This window comes from Cyanobacteria bacterium GSL.Bin1, from assembly GCA_009909085.1.
Classification (GTDB): Bacteria; Cyanobacteriota; Cyanobacteriia; order Cyanobacteriales; family Rubidibacteraceae; genus Halothece.
The window spans coordinates 1-18,564 of record JAAANX010000093.1 but is presented as its reverse complement, the minus strand read 5'-3'; the positions used below and the strand labels follow the sequence as shown (position 1 = coordinate 18,564).

The window sequence follows — 18,564 nt, the reverse complement described above, 5'->3', positions numbered from 1 at the left end:
AGAAAATAACCTGTTACTGTTAACTCAATGATGTCTGCTACGACTGATATTGGTACATTAGTTACAACTTCCTCAGATGTTGGTAAAGGTCGCCCGATGATTACAGGGACAAAAACATCTGTCCGTCGAGTAGTGGTTCTCTACAAACAAGGTGCAAGTGCTGAAGAAATTGCTCGTCGTTTGAGTCATCTTACCCTTGCTCAAGTGTATGCTGCTTTAGCCTATTATCACGCCAATCGTAATAAAATTGAAGCGGATTTAGATGCAGAAGATGCTGAATATTGGAAACTATCCCAGTCAGTTTAATCCTGCGCGATTAGAATATGATCTAATGGTTATGGTTTCAAAGTAGCGGGTGCATTACATAGTCTCTGTATTGCTCAATAAAGCGCGATCGCGTCTGTCACTAACTTAAGATAAATAGATTTGATCACGGGTCAGTTTTGTCTTTAACGTTAAGGTAATCTGAAAATATAGTTTAGTGTCTCAAACTTGCTGATTAATGAGTTATCTTCCTCTTTTTGGTCGCATTTGTCTGTGCTTAATTTTCTTTAATGGTGCAATTGGCAACCTGAGTACCTTTAGTGAAACCCAAGCCAGAATGGCAGAAATGGGCTTACCCATTCCAACTGTCTTACTAGCAGGAAACATTATTTTCCAATTAGTGGGTGCTATTTCCCTTTTACTGGGATTTAAGGTGCAATGGGGAGCCGTTATTCTCCTTATTTTTCTCATTCCCACAACCCTGATTTTTCATGACTTTTGGGTTAATCCAGAAGAGAGCATTGCTTTCTTTAAAAATTTAGGGTTAATTGGTGGGTTACTCTTACTCATCGCAAGCGGTGCTGGTGCCGTTAGTCTTGATAGTGAATAAAGAAGTGTGTTTATGAGAAAAACAATCTGGAAACCAATCATGCTGTAGGTTAAGTCATGAAACTTAACCTACTTTTTTTGCTCAAGCCACAAAAGTTATAAAAATTTAGCATCATATTAAAAAATATTACAATTTAAAAAACTCTTAAAATGTATTTTTGAGGTAGCAAGCAATACTGCTAATGCCGTGACAGTCATCAAAATGCTTGTCTAAAAATGTACTGGTTTCAAAGGGAACCTATGATAAAAATTTGCTTCTATTAATTCAATCAAGTCAATTAAAATTACTGAGTGGATTAGTAATGAAGCAAATACCGCAATTAAAAATTGATTTGCGAGATTTACAAGTTTTAGCATTAACTGGATTCTTAAGTTTAGGACTAATCAGCTATAGCTTTGACTTCGCCATAAACTTGCCCATTATAATGACTGCTCTTACGGTTAGTTTGAGTGTACAATATCTTGCCAATTTCTTAATTAAAAAGCAGGAAAATGTAGAAGTCATTTCTCGTAGTTCCTTAATTACTGGCTTAGGATTATGTTTGTTGCTAAGAACGAACTCTCTAGGAGTAATGGGGGTTGCTGCTACTTGCGCCATCCTAAGTAAATTCCTGATTAAATATCGCGGTAAACATATCTTTAATCCGGCTAATTTTGGCATTATTGCTGTTTTAGGATTGACCAATCAAGCATGGATTTCACCAGGACAATGGGGTGAGTCTTTTGTCTTAGCATTATTATTTGTTAGTATTGGCGGTTTGATTTTGAGTTGGCTGGGACGTTGGGAAACTACCGCAGTTTTTTTGCTGGTTTATAGCATGGGAATTCTCATTCGTAATATGTGGCTGGGGTTTGGTGCAGATATTTTTTGGCATGAACTAAATAGTGGCAGTTTATTATTATTTGCCTTTTTCATGCTCAGTGATCCCCGTTCCATTCCTGATGGAAAATGGGGACGAGTGATTTGGGCAAGCGCGATCGCGCTGTTGACCCTAATCCTAAAGTATCAATTCTTTCTCACGACGGCTCCTTTTGTTGCCCTATTTTTCTGCTCTTTATTAACGCCAATTGTGGATACGATTTGGCAAGGAAAACGATTTAATTGGGCTTGGACAATTTATCAATTGGGAGGGACTAAAAATGAAACAGTATAGCTTTAAATTTTTGGCGATTTTAATGAGCGCGATCGCAGCGTTTCTTTTTAATGTTAATGCTGCTTTTGCTTTTTGTGGCTTCTATGTTGCCCAAGCTGACGGCGATTTATATAATCAAGCCTCACAGGTTATTATTGCCCGCGATGGTAAGCGAATGGTCTTAACCATGGCAAACGATTATCAAGGAGAACTTGAAAATTTTGCCCTTGTTGTTCCTGTTCCCGTTATTTTAAAAGAGGAACAAGTGCAAGTTCAAGACCCTAAAATTATTGAACGGATCGATAGTTTTAGCGCACCGCGTTTAGTAGAGTATTTTGATGATAATCCCTGTCGCCCGGTCCGTCCCTTTGCTTTAGAATCTCAACAATCAAGTGCTCCGAATGCGATGGGAAGTCCATCGGCAGATGCTTTGGGTGTCACTGTAGAAGAACAGTTTAATGTGGGAGAATATTCCATCGTTATTCTCAGTGCAACCGAATCAAACGGGTTAGAAACCTGGTTACAAACAAACAACTACAATATTCCTGATGGTGCCAGCAAACTGTTACAACCCTACATTCGTCAAAACTTAAAATTCTTCGTCGCAAAAGTCAATTTAGACAACTATAATCCAGACAAATTCTCTGCACTACGTCCCTTACAAATGGCATTTGAATCCTCTCGTTTTATGTTACCGATTCGTTTAGGAACATTGAACGCACAGGGGAATCAAGACTTATTGGTTTACTTACTTTCTCCCAAAGGTCAAACGGAAGTAACGAACTATCGCACCGTCAAAATTCCCTCGGATGTGGATATTCCCGTCTATATCAAAGAAGAAGAAAAATTTCCTGACTTTTACCAAGCGATGTTTGAAAAAAGTTGGGAGCAAAATCAGGGAAAAGCGATCTTTTTAGAATATGCTTGGGATATGGGAAATTGTGACCCTTGTTCAGCCCGCCCGCTCAATCAAGAAGAGTTAAGAAAAGCAGGTGTTTTTTGGGATGATGCTTCAGTGTTTATGACCCGTCTGCATGTGCGCTATAACCGTAATTTATATCCTCAAGATTTACGCTTTCAAGAAACCCCAAACCGCGAATTTTTTCAAGGACGATATGTGATTCGTCATCCTTATGAAGGAGAAGCCGATTGTCGCGAAGCAAGAGACTATTATCAACAGGTGCGCGATCGTCAAGAACGCAGTGCCCAAACCCTTTCTAATTTAACGGGCTGGAATTTAGAGCAAGTGAAGCGTTCCATTGATTTTGTCGATCCAGGAGAGGAGGCTTCAGAACCGTGGTGGCAACGCGTTTTCAATTAACATAGTAAGTAGCGGTCGGTTTTCCCTACTACCGGTAGGGAAGTTCCGACTAGGAAAGCAGACAGAGGTTGGAGTAAGGTCGATGTTGGAAAGATTAAATTAAAATAAAAACTCCGAAGATTAGGAATTGCAAACATTCGATTGTTCGTTTCAGGAGGTTTGTAATGAGAATTGCTCAAATTGCGCCCCTCTGGGAAAAAGTGCCTCCTCCCACTTACGGCGGAACAGAATTAGTAGTCAGTTTACTCACAGATGAATTAGTGCGACGGGGTCACGAGGTCACTCTATTTGCCACAGGTGACTCAGAAACTCTCGCCACATTAGACCCTTGCTGTGAAAAACCCCTACGATCCTTAGGCTTTTCTCTGGCTGAGTATCATGTTTATGAGCAAATGCAACTCAGCAAAGTATTTTCCCAAGCCCAAAAATTTGATCTGATTCACTCCCATATCGGCTACACCGCGTTTCCCTATGCGAATCTAACCAAAACCCCAGTCGTCCACACCTTACATGGGATCATTCCCAGTTGGATGGCACCGATTTTCCAGCAACATAGTCAGCAACATTTTGTCAGCATTTCTAATTCGCAACGCCGACCGGAATTAGGATTAAATTATGTCGCGACCGTTTACAACGCGATCGCGTATCAACAATTCCAGTTTTATCCCCAACCCCAAGATCCGCCTTATCTCGCGTTTCTGGGGCGGATGTCACCAGAAAAAGGACCGCATCTCGCCATTGAGATTGCCAAACAAACCCAATATCCCCTCAAAATGGCGGGTAAAATCGATGCTGTGGATCAAACCTTCTTTGACCAAGAAATTGCCCCTCATCTCGATGGCAAACAGATTCAATTTCTGGGAGAAGCCGACCACGAACAGAAAAATGCCCTGATGGGCGGCGCGATCGCGACCCTCTTCCCCATTACTTGGCGCGAACCCTTTGGACTAGTCATCATTGAATCTCTCGCTTGTGGCACACCGGTGATAGCGATGGCGATGGGATCAACCCCCGAGATCATGACTCACGGTGAAACCGGTTTTATTTGCCAGACAGTTAAAGAATGTGTAACAGCCGTTTCGCAAATCCAGCATCTCTCCCGTCACCGTTGTCGCACCGACGTTGAAGAAAACTTTAACCTCAAACGCATGACCGATGGCTACGAAGCAGTTTATCGAACCAGTCTTGAGGAAAAGCGACAAGGTAATGATTGTTTGCAAGCCCCGGCATTACTTATGAAGTAGGAGGAAACGTCATGTCCCAAGAAACCCTTGATATCATTGAATTTGATGGTAGAACCTTTGCCGAAGCTGAACAACTCCCGATTCCAGAGTGGCACTGTAGTCGCACGGAACGGTTACAACCCACTCTCACCTTAAAAGAAGACGACCTTTTCCTAATTACGGATACCATTGGCAACATTAACTGTCACAATGAACAAGTGGATGCGAGCTTGGGATTTTTCTGCAAAGATACCCGTTTTCTCAATCGCCTGGAACTACAAATCGAAGGACACGCCCCGATTCTCCTCAGTAGCACCGCTCAACAAGGGTTTGCCCTGTCTGTCCTCTGCTCAAATCCTTACTTCCCGGATCACTTGAAAGCTGAAACCATTGGCATTCAACGGGATATTGTCCTTCAGGGGGCACTCTTTGAAGAACTCACCATTACCAATTACAACACTGATCCTGTTCAGTTTCAAATCAGTCTTAGTTTCAATGCTGATTTTGCCGACCTATTTCAAATTCGCGGACGAAAGCGTTCACAAGTCGGACATTTGATGCGACAAGTTTTACCGCAAAAAGCCAACGGTCATAACATTCAATCTTTAGTAGAAGAAACCGGAGAATTGATCTTGGCGTATCAAGGCTTGGACGAAGCGTTAATGGAGTCACGGATTCAATTTAGCCATCAACTCCCCAGTAGCTTCCAAGGCTATACAGCGCTTTGGGATTTGAGTTTAAACGCCCACGAAACGCAAAAGATTGGGTATCGCTTACAGCCGATGCTTAGCAATAAACCCGCCTCAATCGTCAGTGCGCCTATGACATTGAAACAAGCCCATGGTTCTGAAGTCAATGAACAACAACAATGGCAAAAGGAAATTACTCATATTTGCACCGATAACCGAGCCTTAAATCAAATTATTGAACGGGCGGAAAAAGATATTTATTTACTCGGTCAAACCTCCGGTGAAGGCAAAATTCTCTCGGCGGGGATTCCTTGGTTTGCTACCTTGTTTGGTCGCGACTCCATTATTTCGGCTTGGCAAACTTTAATTTTAGATTCCAGTATTGCTCGACAAACTCTCCTCACCTTAGCCGAATATCAGGGTCAGGTAGATGATTCCTGGCGAGAGGAAGCACCCGGCAAAATTCTCCATGAACTGCGCTCTGGGGAAATGGCACGGTGTGGAGAAATTCCCCATACCCCCTATTATGGAACAGTCGATGCCACCCCATTGTGGTTAATTCTCTACTCCGAATATTACACCTGGACTCATGATGAATACTTATTTAACCAATTGTGGGACAATGCCCTCGCCGCGATGGCTTGGATTGACCGCACCCGTGAAAAAACCGGCTACTTGTATTATCATTGCGAATCGCCCGGGGGCTTACAGAATCAAGGGTGGAAAGACTCTGGCGACTGTATTGTTGACCGCAAAGGGAAATTAGCCACCGGCGCGATCGCGCTGTGTGAAGTGCAAGGGTATATCTATGCCGCGAAAATGCGCCTTAGTCAACTTGCCCGTCTCAAAAAACGCCTCGATCTAGCGGATCGCTGGCACGAAGAAGCCCAAACCCTCAAAGCCCAATTCAACAAAGACTTTTGGCTTCCCGAGCAAGGCTATTATGCCCTTGCCATCAATGAACAGAAACAACCCATTGATAGTATCACCTCCAACCCCGGTCACTGTCTTGGCTTAGATATTTTAGATCCCGATAAAGCCCATAGCGTTGCCGAACGCTTGCAAGCCCCTGATTTATTTAGTGGTTGGGGCATTCGTACCCTCAGTAGTCTTTCTCCGGCTTATAACCCCATGGGCTATCATTTAGGAACAGTTTGGCCCCATGATAACGGCATTATTGCTGCCGGCTTACGAGCGCTGGGCTTTGTCGAACAAGCCTTAGAATTGAGTCAAGCGATTATCGAGATGTGTAGCGAACAGCCCTATCATCGCCCGCCAGAACTCTTTTGCGGTTATGAACGCACCCCCAATCGTTCCCCCGTTCGCTATCCGGTCGCATGTTCTCCGCAAGCTTGGGCAACCGGAACCGTCTTTCAGTTGCTACAACTGATGATTAACTTACAACCCGATGCTGCCAACAATTGTTTACGGATTATTCATCCCACCCTCCCCTCATCCATTCAGTCTCTCTCTCTAGATAACCTGAAAATTGGTGAAACGGTCCTCGATTTAGAGTTTGAACAGTCGGATGGGGCAACGGCTTGTCGGGTTGTTCGTAAACGAGGTAACTTGCGAGTTGTGATTGAAGCTTAGGAGAACGGATATCTAACTGGCATATGATAGATTAAAACGACTTAGATAAACATCGGTTTATACCTTGCAACAAGTACTTTTTTTTTCAATTGATGCTGATGTGAACGCGAGGTATAAGAGTCCTCTTTTTCGTTGAAAACTTTAATTGCCATTTAACTATGCGTATCGCCAGTAATATCACCGAACTCATTGGTCGCACTCCCCTCGTCCAACTGAACCGCATTCCAACAAGTGAAGGCTGTGTGGGTAAGATTGTTCTCAAACTCGAAGGCATGAATCCTTCTGCCTCTGTAAAAGACCGCATCGGCATTAACATGATTAACAGCGCCGAAGCGAAAGGAATTATTGAACCAGGGAAAACCGTTTTAGTTGAACCCACCTCTGGCAATACAGGAATTGCCCTGGCTATGACCGCTGCTGCTAAGGGGTATAAACTGATTCTCACCATGCCAGAAACCATGAGTAATGAGCGTCGAGCCATGTTAAGAGCCTATGGCGCGCAATTAGAACTGACACCAGGGATACAAGGAATGGGTGGCTGTATTCAACGAGCACAAGAAATTGTTGATACTACCCCCAATGCCTATATGTTACAACAATTTAATAATCCAGCTAACCCAGAAATCCATCGTCAAACCACTGCCGAAGAAATTTGGGAAGATACTGATGGAGAAATTGATATTTTTGTCGCTGGTATTGGCACGGGTGGAACCATTACTGGGGTTGCGGAAGTCATTAAAGAACGCAAGCCAGAATTGCAAGTGGTTGCAGTGGAACCGAGTGGTAGCCCCATTTTGTCCGGCGGACAACCCGGTCCCCACAAAATCCAAGGGTTAGGTGCTGGATTTATTCCCAAAGTCTTAAATGTAGAAATCCTCGATGAAGTCGTAACAGTAACCGATGAAGAAGCCATTTTTTATGGTCGTCGCTTAGCCAATGAAGAAGGAATTCTCTCGGGAATTTCTACGGGGGCTGCGCTTTGCGCTGCCGTTCAAGTCGCTCAGCGTCCTGAAAATAAAGGAAAGCTCATTGTTATGGTACAACCCAGTTATGGGGAACGCTATCTCAGTACACCGCTTTTCCAAGATTTAGCACCCGCTGCAGATGCAGTAACGGTGAATTCCTAATCGTTATCGGGACGTATCCCATGCGTCCCCTTTTCCTCAGGTCATTGTCAAATTCTCTTTCCTCGGTTGGAAGTGAGTGAAAAAAATGAGTTTTTAAACTCTGTAAGAGATGAGATGCGCTCGCTTAAAGAGAGGTTAATTATGGCAAATTTCACAAACGGGTTTGGACTCACTCTAACGGCAGGATTAGCATTAGCGCTCCTAACCCAAAGCCTAATTCGTAGAGAATCTCGCCGATTAAACTTTCCTCTTTTCGTAGCAAGTATTACCTTATTCACTTGGGGAAGTTTTGGACTCATGAACTCTCCTACTGCCCTCAGTGCTCCTGAAATCTCAGAAAAACCGGCACCCGAACAAGAACTGCAAGCAACGACCAGTTCTGGTCAATATATTGGGTTAGAGTACGTTCAGGGTTCAAATTCTGGAAACCGCAAAGGGGATCAAGAAATTATCAACACCGTTAAAGATCTCAATGACGAGTTAGTGGTTCAATCGTCTAATGGTTCTGTTTTGCTATCAGGTCAAGTAAATGACCGTCAAACGGCTCGTTCTCTAGTTGATAGTATCAAAGAAATTCCGGGTGTCATTCAAGTATCATATGAACTAAGTTTAGAAGAAAACTAACGACTCGATCGCAACAGTTGAATTCTTCTCATTTCAGTTGGGGAAAATGGACAATGTGACAGTGGGGGTGTGAATGTGGTTTGGAAGATGATTTTCATCAATTTCAATTACCATATCAACCCCCTGTTGACTTTCAATTAACGGTGTAATAAATAACTCTGGATGCAGCGCTCGCCAAAAGTATTCCACAAACTGATTAATTTCTGTTTCAGTCATTCCTGATTTTCCCTGGGCAACCATTTTTTGCTCTGCTTCTTTACGCCACTGTTGAACAACGGTCAAAGCAGGCACCTTCCTAATTTGACTCAATCGATAATCAACCGGAGATAAAATAATTAAACCATCTAACCGATTCCATAAGGGAAGATAAGCCTCTAAACGACGGTTGTTATCCCTTGCAAACTGACGATCAGCTATGGTTATAATTGGTGGCGGTGGAGACTGAAAAACACTTTCCGGTATCGGTTGAACGCCAACAAACCAACCTTCAAATAATAAGATATCAACTTTATTATTAATCACTTCTGGGGTGGCGCGATCGCCCATTCCGTGAAAGGCTGACTTATCAAATCTCGGAATAGAAAGGGGGGTTTTCCCGTTCCGGATTTGGTCTAATAATTCAATTCCTAAGTTAACATCATGGGTTCCAGGGGGACCGCGCCAAATCAAGCGGGGGTCATCTCTTTGCAGTTGTTGACGGTCAGTATACGTTTTATATAAATCATCAATGGACAGGGTAATAGTATGATAACCTAAATTATTTAAAAGTAGACTCAAGAGAGTTGATAAAGTTGTTTTTCCGGTTCCTTGAAGCCCTAAAATGCCTTGGATAATTGCAGAGGATCGCTCATTTTTTTTACCAACAATTTGCAAGGCTAAAGGAAGCCACAATCGCCATAATAATTCTAAGCTGTTTGTTTCAGATAAGCCAACATGAGAACAGTAATTTTGGATCGTGGAGTAGGCAGTCGGAAAGAAATCAAGTTGTGTTTTCAGTGAATAATTGTCATCTAGCTTAGGGAAAGGGAAGCGTGATCGCGCTAATAGAGTTTTCTCATTTTCTGTAATGACTTGCTTATTTATAACCTTATTTAAAGTGAGACTTAGGTCATTATTTGGCATCATAATAATTTAAGATGAGAATCAATCAAAACAGAAAACTACTTTAAAGATCCTCTGTGCTTCTCTGTGACTCTGTGGTTAGTTTTTTAGCAATTCTGTATAGAAATCGTATTAAATTGTAGTTATCTCTTGGTGGTTTGAAATCATAAAAAGCATTACAAGTAGCATGATAAAGGAGAGAGAAAGTTTTCATTTCTTCCCCTCTCCTCATTAACATTGAATCAATGATGCTTATTTAGCAACGGCTGATGCCGGTTCTTCTTGCTGGAAGAAAGCGGATAGAACTTGTTCTGCAATTTGAGAACTATTTAATCCTAAATGAGCTTGTGCTTCTTCTGGTTTAGCATGATCAACTAACTGATCCGGAACGCCAAAGCGTTTGACCGGAACTAAGATGTTATTGTCCATAAAGGCTTCTGTTACCGCAGAACCAAAGCCACCCATTAAACACCCTTCTTCGAGGGTAGCGACACGTCCAATTTTCTGCGCCAGAGGGAAGATTAACTCAGTATCTAATGGCTTGACGAAACGGGTATTAATCACAGTCGCTTCAATGCCATGTTCACTGAGAATTTCCGCCGCTTGCATTGCAGTGGGAACCATTGCCCCATAGCCTAACAACAGAATATCATCCCCATTACGAAGGATTTCGCCTTTGCCAATTTCCACAGGTTCCCAACCTTCTTCCATCAGGGGAACACCGATACCATTGCCACGGGGATAGCGCATCGCGATCGGGCCATCAGTATAATTAATGCCAGTGACGGTCATCCGTTGTAATTCGGCTTCATCTTTCGGCGCCATAATCACCATATTGGGGAGACACCGTAGATAGGCAATATCATACATGCCTTGGTGAGTGGGACCATCTGCACCGACAATTCCTGCGCGATCTAAACAGAAGAAGACGGGTAAGTTTTGAATGCAGACATCGTGAATGATTTGGTCATATGCCCGTTGTAAGAACGTAGAGTAGATCGCAGCGACAGGGCGCATTCCTTCGCAGGCTAAGCCCGCAGCAAGGGTAACCGCATGTTGTTCGGCAATACCGACATCCACATACTGATCGGGGAGTTTTTGCTGCAGTTTATCTAAACCGGTTCCCGTTGCCATCGCAGCAGTAATCCCAATAATTTTCGGATTGTCTTCAGCAAGTTTCGTTAGGGTGTGGGCAAAAACTTTGCAGTATTTCGGGGGTTTCGGTTTGCTAGAGGGTTTCGCTTTTCCCGTGGCGATGTTGAAGGCACTTTGAGCATGATAGCCGACCTGGTCTTGTTCTGCGATCTCATAACCTTTGCCTTTTGTCGTTGCGACATGGACTAAAACGGGACCGGTTACTTGCTCAGCTTGTCTAAAGGTATGAATCAATTCACTTAAGTTATGGCCATCAATGGGACCAAAATACTTAAAGCCTAATTCTTCAATCACAGCCCCAACCTTGGGTACTGCTAGTCGCTTCATGCCTTCTTTCACCCGTTCCATTTCTGGGGTTAAAGATTCGCCAAAGAAGGGTAAATGTTTAAATTGTTCTTCTAAATTGTCACTTAAAAACTGCATCGGTGGCGATAAACGCACCTTATTCAGATAGCGAGAAATCGCGCCCACATTGGGGGAAATTGACATCTCATTATCATTGAGAACCACCATTAAATTGGTATTGGGTAAATGTCCGGCATGGTTAATTGCTTCTAAGGCCATACCGCCTGTTAAAGCACCATCACCAATGACAGAAACAACTTTAAAGTCTTCTCCTTTGGCATCTCGCGCCAACGCCATTCCTAAGCCAGCAGAAATACTTGTGGAGGCGTGTCCTGCCCCAAAATGGTCAAATGGGCTTTCACAGCGTTTGAGGTAGCCAGCAATACCATCTTTTTGACGTAGGGTATGGAAGCGATGATACCGTCCAGTAATCATCTTATGGGGATAAGCTTGGTGTCCTACATCCCAAATTACTTTATCACGGTCTAAATCTAAGGTTTGATACAAGCCGAGAGTAAGTTCAACTACTCCTAAACCGGGTCCAAGGTGTCCGCCGCTAGTGGAAACTGTTTCGAGATGTTTTTCTCGAATTTGTCGGGCAAGGGTTTCCAATTGACGAATAGATAGCCCGTGCAACTGGTTGGGATGGGTAATTTCGCTAATGTGCATAGGTTGCGTTACTTTACAAGTGCTACCGTTTGGTTTTGCCTATTTTCTCTACTGTAAAGGATTTAAACCAATTCATTCTGCTACTTTGTTGCAAAATGCAATATCGCGATTGGGTCAAGTACTTGAATTCAACGAAGAAAATACTATTTTTTGGCCTTTTGGCGGATACTAAGATTTTCCTTTAGTGCGTGATGATGATCGAGAACCAAAATTGGGAACACTAAAAGAAGATAGTGTTCTAGGTAAGATTTAAAATGGGTTCAGTCATCTCTCAGCCGAACATAACCTTTGCCGTAGAAGAAGCGACTTGTGTCGTTCAAACTTGGGAACTGAAAAAAGTCTATCGAACCGGATTCTGGTTAAATCAGACGGTTGAATCGCTCAAAGGGTGTAGTCTGACCGTGTATGAAGGAGAAACATTTGGTTTACTCGGACCCAATGGTGCCGGAAAAACAACGCTACTCAAAATTTTACTTGGCATTGTTCGAGCCAGTTCAGGACGGGCGGTTTTGTTAGGAAGACCCATCGGCGATCGCGCTATCAAAGAACGGGTCGGCTATCTTCCAGAAAATCCTTATCTCTATGACTATCTAACCGCTTGGGAATTTCTTGAGTTTACCGCAGGACTCTTTCAACTTCCTCGGGCGGTCCAAAAGCAACGCATTCCCCAACTGCTTGATATGGTTGGACTAGACCGCAACACGGCGCAGAAGAAACAACTGCGTCAGTATTCTAAAGGGATGTTACAACGGGTTGGCATGGCACAAGCGCTGATCAATGACCCAGAAGTGGTTTTCTTAGACGAACCCATGTCGGGTTTGGATCCCATTGGACGTTATCAAATGCGTCAGATTATCTTAGACCTGAAAGCACAAGGGAAAACGATCTTTTTTAATTCTCATGTCTTAGGCGATGTGGAACAAATCTGCGATCGCGTTGCGATTTTAGCGCAAGGAGAAATTATTGGTTCGGGTTCTCTCGATGAATTATTAGGTAACCAAAACACTTATCATGTTGTTGGCAGAGGCGGCAATCCTGAGCACTTAAAACAGTGGGTCACTCATCTCGACTTTGAAGACAATCGTTGGTCGGGTCAACTTGCCACTCGCCATGATCCGAAAGCTTTTTTAAGTCAACTGGTTGATCTCGATGCTGAAATTTTGGAGTTGAAACGAGCGCGAATCTCTTTAGAAGAATTTTTCCTACAAGAACTGCGCAAGAAAGGATTGAAACTTTCCCGCTAAGCTCTAACCGTCCGTTAGTGTTGAAAGGATGGGTCGCGGTGGGATACGCCAGACAAGGGGGACAAGATCAGCACACTCATCCTTCAATCCAAAATTGATCCCCCACTAACTCAAGAGTGAGGCAGACACTCGGCAAGATGAATTTTCCTCTCCCTCTCTGTTTCAAAACCAGCGTTTCAGAAGCTGACCCAACAGCAGAGGGACAAAACTCGCCACCAGAATTAATCCCCAGCCTTCTAAGCCGGGATGAACCAGTGATAAGACTGTTGAGACACCAGGGGTATAAGTAGCTAGCAACAGTAAGCCCGTACAAATTCCTAAGGCTCCCCAAATATAAGGATTAACGCTGATCTCGTTACGGAATAAGCCAGAGCCAGTATCGCGCATATTGAAAACGTGCCACAAGCGACCAAATGCTAAGGTGAGAAAAGAGATTGTCACTGCTTGTTCTAGGGGGAAGGCAAAGACTTGCAGAGCAATCGCAAAGATGCCCAGGATCGTAACAGCAATAATCACCCCATACAGACTAATCATGAGCCAATAGTAACGGGTTAACAAGGCTTCCTGGGGATCGCGAGGGGGACGTTGCATAACAGCATCATTCCCTTCACCTGCTCCTAAAGCAAGAGCGGGAAAGACATCGTTGACTGCGTTGAGAAAGAGAATTTGTAACGGGAGAATCGGGAGAGGCGCACCCAGGAAAGAGGTAATGGCAACAGCAATAATTTCACCGACATTCCCTGAGAGTAAATAGAGGGTAAATTGACGAATATTATTAAAAATAGTGCGTCCTTGGGCAATGGCAAAAACAATTGTCGAGAAGGCATCATCTTGCAAGACCATGTCTGCGGAATCCTTCGCTACTTGTGTGCCGCGCTCGCCCATAGCAATTCCAATATCTGCTTTCTTCAAAGCTGGCGCATCGTTAATGCCATCACCCGTCATCGCAATAATGGCTTGGTGACGCTGATGAAGGGTAATCAGATTCAGCTTTTGTTCTGGGGTCACTCGGGCAAAGATCGGCACTTGTAATAACTGTTGTTGCTCTGATACTGAAAGTTGGTCGAGATGCTCTAAGGCGTCTCCTTGTCTAACTTGGCTACTTTCGTCTGCAATCAACCCGACCGCTATACCGATCTTACGCGCCGTTACGGATTGATCTCCGGTGAGCATGATGACGCGAATGCCAGCTTGATGACAATCTTGAATCGCTTCCTTCACTGATAATCGCGGTGGATCGAGCAAACCGACAACCCCTAACCAAACCAGATTTTCATACGGATCCTTTTCCGGGTCATCCACCACTTTGTAAGCCATACTGAGAACGCGTAGTCCCTCCGCTGCCATCTCAATTGCGCGATCGCGCCACTGTTTGCGGACTTTATTGGTTAGGGATCGTTCTTCGCGATCAATCAGTTGATGGGAACACAGGGGAAGCACTGATTCTAATGCGCCTTTGACGGCTACTAGATAAGAGGCTTCAGTACTTTCGATTCCTCCGAAGAATGGATGGTGCCAATTGTCGGCTTCATGAATCGTTGCCATGCGCTTACTCTCCGAATCGAAGGCAACTTCCTGAACTTCTGGCAACTTTTCTAATAATTGATGACGATCGAGACCTGCTTTTGCCCCTGCCACCAAAAGGGCAACTTCAGTGGGATCGCCAATTAAATTTTGGTCATTCGCATTTGGCAGCGTCGCATTGTTACAAAGGACAGCAACAGTCAGTAAAGCTTGGAGGGGATTATGTTGACTCGGGTCGATCCGTTCCTGATTGAGAATAAAATCTCCTTGCTGGGCAAGTCCTTGACCGGTCACCGCAAAATCTCCGTCTGCCAGAGCAATTTGGGTTAAGGTCATTCGGTTTTCTGTGAGCGTACCGGTTTTATCGGTACAGATAATATTTGTCGCGCCCAGAGTTTCTACTGCAGAGAGGCGATTCATTAACGCATTCCGCTTCGCCATGCGCCACATTCCCCGGGCCAAAGCAACAGTCGCAACAATCGGGAGACCTTCTGGAATCACTGCTACTGCCAGCGCGATCGCGGTTTCCACCATCAGTAAGAGGTCTTGTCCCCCTAAAATGCCAGAAACAGCCACAAAAACGGCTAGCACCAGCGTAAACCAAATTAACCGACGACTGAGTTGTTCCAATCGTTTTTCGAGGGGCGTCACCTCCGCTTCCGCTTCTGCCATCAACTTGGAAATTTTCCCCAATTCGGTCCGCATGCCAGTGGCAATCACTACCCCAGTTCCGCTGCCGCGAGTAACCGCTGTGCCTTTGAACAAGAGATTTTTTTGTTCGGCTAAGGGTAAATTGGCTTCGAGAGAGGCGACTCCCTTACTCACCGGAACCGATTCCCCGGTCAATGCTGATTCATCCGCTTGCAGTTTCGAGCATTCCAGGACCCGCAAATCTGCCGGAACCAGATCTCCTCCTTCCAGGAGAACAATATCTCCGGGGACCAGTTCTTCTGTATTAACTGACACCACTCGACCCTCGCGGCGCAGTGTCGCATACGTTTGACTCAGCTTTTGCAGAGCTTCCATTGAGCGCACCGCCTTGATTTCGGTGACAAAACCAATTCCGGCATTGAGCGCGATCGCGATTAAAATGGCAATCCCTTCGATCCATTCTCGAAAGGCAAAGGAAAGAACGGCTGCGATGCCCAAGAGTCCAATAATCGGACTTTTAAACTGATCGACAAAGATTTGCCACGGGGAACGCCCTTTCACTTTTTGCAGTTGATTGAGACCGTAGGTTTGTTGCCGTTTTTGGACTTGCGCGATCGTCAACCCCTGCTTGGGATCAACAGAGAGGCTTGCCAAAACCTCAGCTATGGATTGGGCACTGGCTTGACGGGCTTGTCTCTCAATCTCCAATCTCAGCCTCCCTACACCGGAAATCCGGAAATGATGTTACTAATTTCATCCTACAAACCAGCATACAGTCCTTACTTCTTCATGGAGATGGTTTTCAACGAATTGAGGCAGGCAACAGAATCCAACCTCAATCACATTATATTGAGGGATTAATTGTGGGTCGTTGACATGGCACCAAATCTGAGAAACTATCATAGAGTGTCCACCATTTTGATTAATTTTGTTTGCAATGACCTCTCAAATGGCGAAGCGATTAGACGGAAAAGCCCTTGCTCAACAGATTCAAGGGGAACTCAAACAACGTGTTGAACAACTCCAAGCTCAAGTCGGACGTCCACCCGGCTTAGCTGTCATTATGGTGGGAGATGATCCGGCGAGTGGGGTTTATGTCCGCAATAAAGAACGGGCCTGTGAAAAATTGGGGATTACTTCCTTTGGAGAACATTTTCCGAGTACCACAACCCAAGTGGAGTTGGAAGCAAAAATTATTGAACTCAATGAAGACCCACGAGTCGATGGAATTTTAGTGCAACTGCCGCTTCCGGAACATTTAGATGCCATTCAAGCCCTGTACAAAATTGCACCGGAAAAAGATGTTGATGGTTTACATCCCACTAATCTCGGGCGTTTAATTCGGGGCGAACCGGGATTAAGGAGTTGTACGCCGGCTGGGGTAATGCGTTTGTTAGATACCTATCACCTCCCGATCGCGAGCAAAAACGCACTGGTCATTGGACGGAGTATCTTGGTGGGAAAACCCTTAGCCTTAATGCTATTGGCAGCCAATGCTACCGTGACCATTGCCCATGGGGAAACCCCTCCCGATCAGTTACGAGCTTTAGCCCAACAAGCTGATATTTTATCTGTCGCGGTGGGTCAACCGAATTTGATTACTGCTGATATGGTTAAACCAGGAGCAATTGTCGTGGATGTGGGGATTAATCGCATTCAAGATGAAACGGGAAAAAACCGGCTGATTGGGGATGTTAACCACGAACAAGTCGCAACAGTCGCCAGCTACCTCACCCCGGTTCCGGGTGGGATTGGACCGATGACGGTAACCATGCTTTTAGAAAACACCGTTAAAAGTTTTGAACAGCGTTTTTTGTCAATGGTTCCTCATTGACCCGTAAAATATAAAATCGAGTTGCAACCCCAGAAATATCCTTCACCGAAACCCAAAACATGAGCATGAGTGATCAATCGATTTGTAAGCAACCCCTAGCCTTCGATCTCGATAGCTACCTCCAAGCCCGAAAAGCAGTGGTGGAAAAAGCGTTGGATCAATCCTTGACCATGGGCGAGCCCCCTGTTATTTACGATGCGATGCGCTACTCGCTGTTAGCCGGTGGAAAACGCTTACGCCCGATTTTGTGTTTAGCCACTTGCGAGTTGGTAGGAGGAACCATTGAAATGGCAATGCCGACCGCTTGTGCATTAGAGATGATTCACACCATGTCATTGATTCATGATGATTTACCCGCGATGGACAATGATGACTATCGGCGAGGACAACTCACGAATCATAAGAAGTTTGGTGAGGATATTGCAATTTTAGCGGGAGATGGTTTGTTAGCTTATGCGTTTGAGTATATTGCTGCCCAGACGCAAGGGGTTAATCCCTCAGCGGTGTTACAAGTAATTGCCAAATTAGGTCATGCCGTCGGTGCAACTGGTTTAGTGGGGGGTCAAGTGGTGGATTTGGCATCAGAGGGCAATCCCGATATTGGTTTAGAAACCCTCAACTACATTCATACGCATAAAACAGGAGCCTTATTGGAAGCCTGTGTTGTAACTGGAGCCATGTTAGGGGAAGCGAGTGCAGAAGACTTAGGTCGCTTGTCTCGCTATGCTTATGACATTGGTTTGGCGTTCCAGATTGTTGACGATATTCTTGATATTACAGCAACCCAAGAAGAACTGGGGAAAACCGCCGGTAAGGATGTCGAAGCCAATAAAGCCACTTATCCTCGATTATTAGGGTTAGAAGCGTCGAAAACGAAAGCCGATGAGTTAACGCAAGCTGCGTGTGCAGAACTCTCCGGTTATGGAGATGCCGCTCTTCCGTTACAGGCGATCGCGCAGTTAATTGCTACTCGCAAGAATTAATTATGGATAATTTTGCCAGTATTGTGGAGAATCATCTGCTTTGGGTGTCCCTGATTGCGTGTTTGGTTGCTCAGGGATTGAAATTAGTGATTGAATTCTTTCGGGAGGGCAAATTTAATCTGCGATCGCTCTTCACAACTGGAGGAATGCCCAGTGCTCATTCGGCTTTGGTCGCTTCTCTTGCGACAGGGGTTGGGATTCGCGAAGGCTGGGAAAGTACCGATTTCGCGATCGCGCTTCTGTTTGCGATTATTGTCATGTTTGATGCTGCTGGGGTGCGACAAGCAGCGGGAAAGCAAGCGCGGTTGCTGAATCAAATTGTTGATGAATTATTTCAAGAACACAAGGATTTTAATGAGGAAAAACTGAAAGAACTTCTTGGACATACCCCCTTACAAGTCATTGTTGGCGTCATTTTGGGGGTCGCGATCGCGCTACTGGCTCAATCTTGGCTGTAATTGCTGATTGAAACTAG

The 18,564-nt window shown here is 44.6% G+C and carries 15 protein-coding genes; 12 read left to right on the top strand and 3 right to left on the bottom strand.

Annotated elements, in window-relative coordinates:
- The first annotated feature begins 30 nt into the window (after window positions 1-30).
- The 8 genes from GVY04_12225 (at window position 31) to GVY04_12190 (ending at window position 8,583) form a co-directional block, all read left to right on the top strand.
- A complete protein-coding gene (locus GVY04_12225; protein NBD16868.1) occupies window positions 31-306 on the top strand; it encodes a DUF433 domain-containing protein in 276 nt (91 codons plus the stop codon).
- A 196-nt stretch (window positions 307-502) separates the two neighbouring features.
- Window positions 503-874, top strand: coding sequence for a DoxX family membrane protein (locus tag GVY04_12220; GenBank protein ID NBD16867.1), 372 nt, complete (start codon window positions 503-505; stop codon window positions 872-874).
- A gap of 301 nt (window positions 875-1,175) precedes the next feature.
- Entirely contained in the window at window positions 1,176-2,027 is an 852-nt protein-coding gene (locus GVY04_12215; GenBank protein ID NBD16866.1) for a Na+-transporting NADH:ubiquinone oxidoreductase, subunit NqrB, read from the top strand.
- The gene (locus GVY04_12210; GenBank protein ID NBD16865.1) at window positions 2,014-3,327 is read left to right on the top strand and encodes a DUF2330 domain-containing protein; all 1,314 of its coding nucleotides are present in this window, start codon (window positions 2,014-2,016) and stop codon (window positions 3,325-3,327) included. Before GVY04_12215 ends, GVY04_12210 begins: the two co-directional genes overlap by 14 nt.
- A gap of 164 nt (window positions 3,328-3,491) precedes the next feature.
- Complete coding sequence (locus GVY04_12205) at window positions 3,492-4,571, top strand: glycosyltransferase (GenBank protein ID NBD16864.1); 1,080 nt, start codon at window positions 3,492-3,494, stop codon at window positions 4,569-4,571.
- A gap of 11 nt (window positions 4,572-4,582) precedes the next feature.
- Entirely contained in the window at window positions 4,583-6,832 is a 2,250-nt protein-coding gene (locus GVY04_12200; protein NBD16863.1) for an amylo-alpha-1,6-glucosidase, read from the top strand.
- A 158-nt stretch (window positions 6,833-6,990) separates the two neighbouring features.
- Entirely contained in the window at window positions 6,991-7,959 is a 969-nt protein-coding gene (gene cysK, locus GVY04_12195) for a cysteine synthase A (GenBank protein ID NBD16862.1), read from the top strand.
- Between the two features lie 141 nt (window positions 7,960-8,100).
- Window positions 8,101-8,583, top strand: a complete 483-nt coding sequence (locus GVY04_12190) for a BON domain-containing protein (GenBank protein NBD16861.1) — start codon at window positions 8,101-8,103, stop codon at window positions 8,581-8,583.
- Between the two features lie 33 nt (window positions 8,584-8,616).
- On the opposite strand, the gene GVY04_12185 is transcribed toward GVY04_12190, so the two are convergent.
- Together GVY04_12185 and GVY04_12180 are read right to left on the bottom strand one after the other, a co-directional pair.
- Entirely contained in the window at window positions 8,617-9,708 is a 1,092-nt protein-coding gene (locus GVY04_12185; GenBank protein ID NBD16860.1) for a glycerate kinase, read from the bottom strand.
- 228 nt (window positions 9,709-9,936) lie between these two features.
- A complete protein-coding gene (locus tag GVY04_12180; protein ID NBD16859.1) occupies window positions 9,937-11,853 on the bottom strand; it encodes a 1-deoxy-D-xylulose-5-phosphate synthase in 1,917 nt (638 codons plus the stop codon).
- A gap of 254 nt (window positions 11,854-12,107) precedes the next feature.
- Here GVY04_12180 and GVY04_12175 point away from each other — a divergent pair, with 254 nt between their 5' ends.
- Complete coding sequence (locus GVY04_12175; protein ID NBD16858.1) at window positions 12,108-13,097, top strand: ATP-binding cassette domain-containing protein; 990 nt, start codon at window positions 12,108-12,110, stop codon at window positions 13,095-13,097.
- 162 nt (window positions 13,098-13,259) lie between these two features.
- Here the strand turns inward: GVY04_12175 and GVY04_12170 are convergent, their stop codons facing one another.
- The gene (locus GVY04_12170; GenBank protein ID NBD16857.1) at window positions 13,260-15,980 is read right to left on the bottom strand and encodes an HAD-IC family P-type ATPase; all 2,721 of its coding nucleotides are present in this window, start codon (window positions 15,978-15,980) and stop codon (window positions 13,260-13,262) included.
- A gap of 220 nt (window positions 15,981-16,200) precedes the next feature.
- Between GVY04_12170 and folD the strand changes: the two genes are divergently transcribed.
- From folD to GVY04_12155, 3 genes are read left to right on the top strand one after another with little or no spacing between them, the layout of a single operon-like run.
- A complete protein-coding gene (gene folD, locus GVY04_12165; GenBank protein ID NBD16856.1) occupies window positions 16,201-17,106 on the top strand; it encodes a bifunctional methylenetetrahydrofolate dehydrogenase/methenyltetrahydrofolate cyclohydrolase FolD in 906 nt (301 codons plus the stop codon).
- Window positions 17,107-17,165: 59 nt separating this feature from the next.
- On the top strand, window positions 17,166-18,089 hold the full coding sequence (locus GVY04_12160; protein ID NBD16855.1) for a polyprenyl synthetase family protein: 924 nt from the start codon (window positions 17,166-17,168) through the stop codon (window positions 18,087-18,089).
- Window positions 18,090-18,091: 2 nt separating this feature from the next.
- Window positions 18,092-18,547: a divergent PAP2 family protein gene (locus GVY04_12155; GenBank protein ID NBD16854.1), complete on the top strand. Its 456-nt coding sequence runs from the start codon at window positions 18,092-18,094 to the stop codon at window positions 18,545-18,547.
- Window positions 18,548-18,564 lie beyond the last annotated feature (17 nt).

Coding starts and splice junctions, on each gene's coding strand:
- cysK (NBD16862.1), top strand. CDS start 6,991: ATGCGTATCGCCAGTAATATCACCGAACTCATTGGTCGCACTCCCCTC.
- GVY04_12220 (NBD16867.1), top strand. CDS start 503: ATGAGTTATCTTCCTCTTTTTGGTCGCATTTGTCTGTGCTTAATTTTC.
- GVY04_12155 (NBD16854.1), top strand. CDS start 18,092: ATGGATAATTTTGCCAGTATTGTGGAGAATCATCTGCTTTGGGTGTCC.
- GVY04_12190 (NBD16861.1), top strand. CDS start 8,101: ATGGCAAATTTCACAAACGGGTTTGGACTCACTCTAACGGCAGGATTA.
- GVY04_12210 (NBD16865.1), top strand. CDS start 2,014: ATGAAACAGTATAGCTTTAAATTTTTGGCGATTTTAATGAGCGCGATC.
- GVY04_12205 (NBD16864.1), top strand. CDS start 3,492: ATGAGAATTGCTCAAATTGCGCCCCTCTGGGAAAAAGTGCCTCCTCCC.
- GVY04_12225 (NBD16868.1), top strand. CDS start 31: ATGTCTGCTACGACTGATATTGGTACATTAGTTACAACTTCCTCAGAT.
- GVY04_12185 (NBD16860.1), bottom strand. CDS start 9,708: ATGATGCCAAATAATGACCTAAGTCTCACTTTAAATAAGGTTATAAAT.
- GVY04_12200 (NBD16863.1), top strand. CDS start 4,583: ATGTCCCAAGAAACCCTTGATATCATTGAATTTGATGGTAGAACCTTT.
- GVY04_12175 (NBD16858.1), top strand. CDS start 12,108: ATGGGTTCAGTCATCTCTCAGCCGAACATAACCTTTGCCGTAGAAGAA.
- GVY04_12180 (NBD16859.1), bottom strand. CDS start 11,853: ATGCACATTAGCGAAATTACCCATCCCAACCAGTTGCACGGGCTATCT.
- GVY04_12215 (NBD16866.1), top strand. CDS start 1,176: ATGAAGCAAATACCGCAATTAAAAATTGATTTGCGAGATTTACAAGTT.
- GVY04_12160 (NBD16855.1), top strand. CDS start 17,166: ATGAGCATGAGTGATCAATCGATTTGTAAGCAACCCCTAGCCTTCGAT.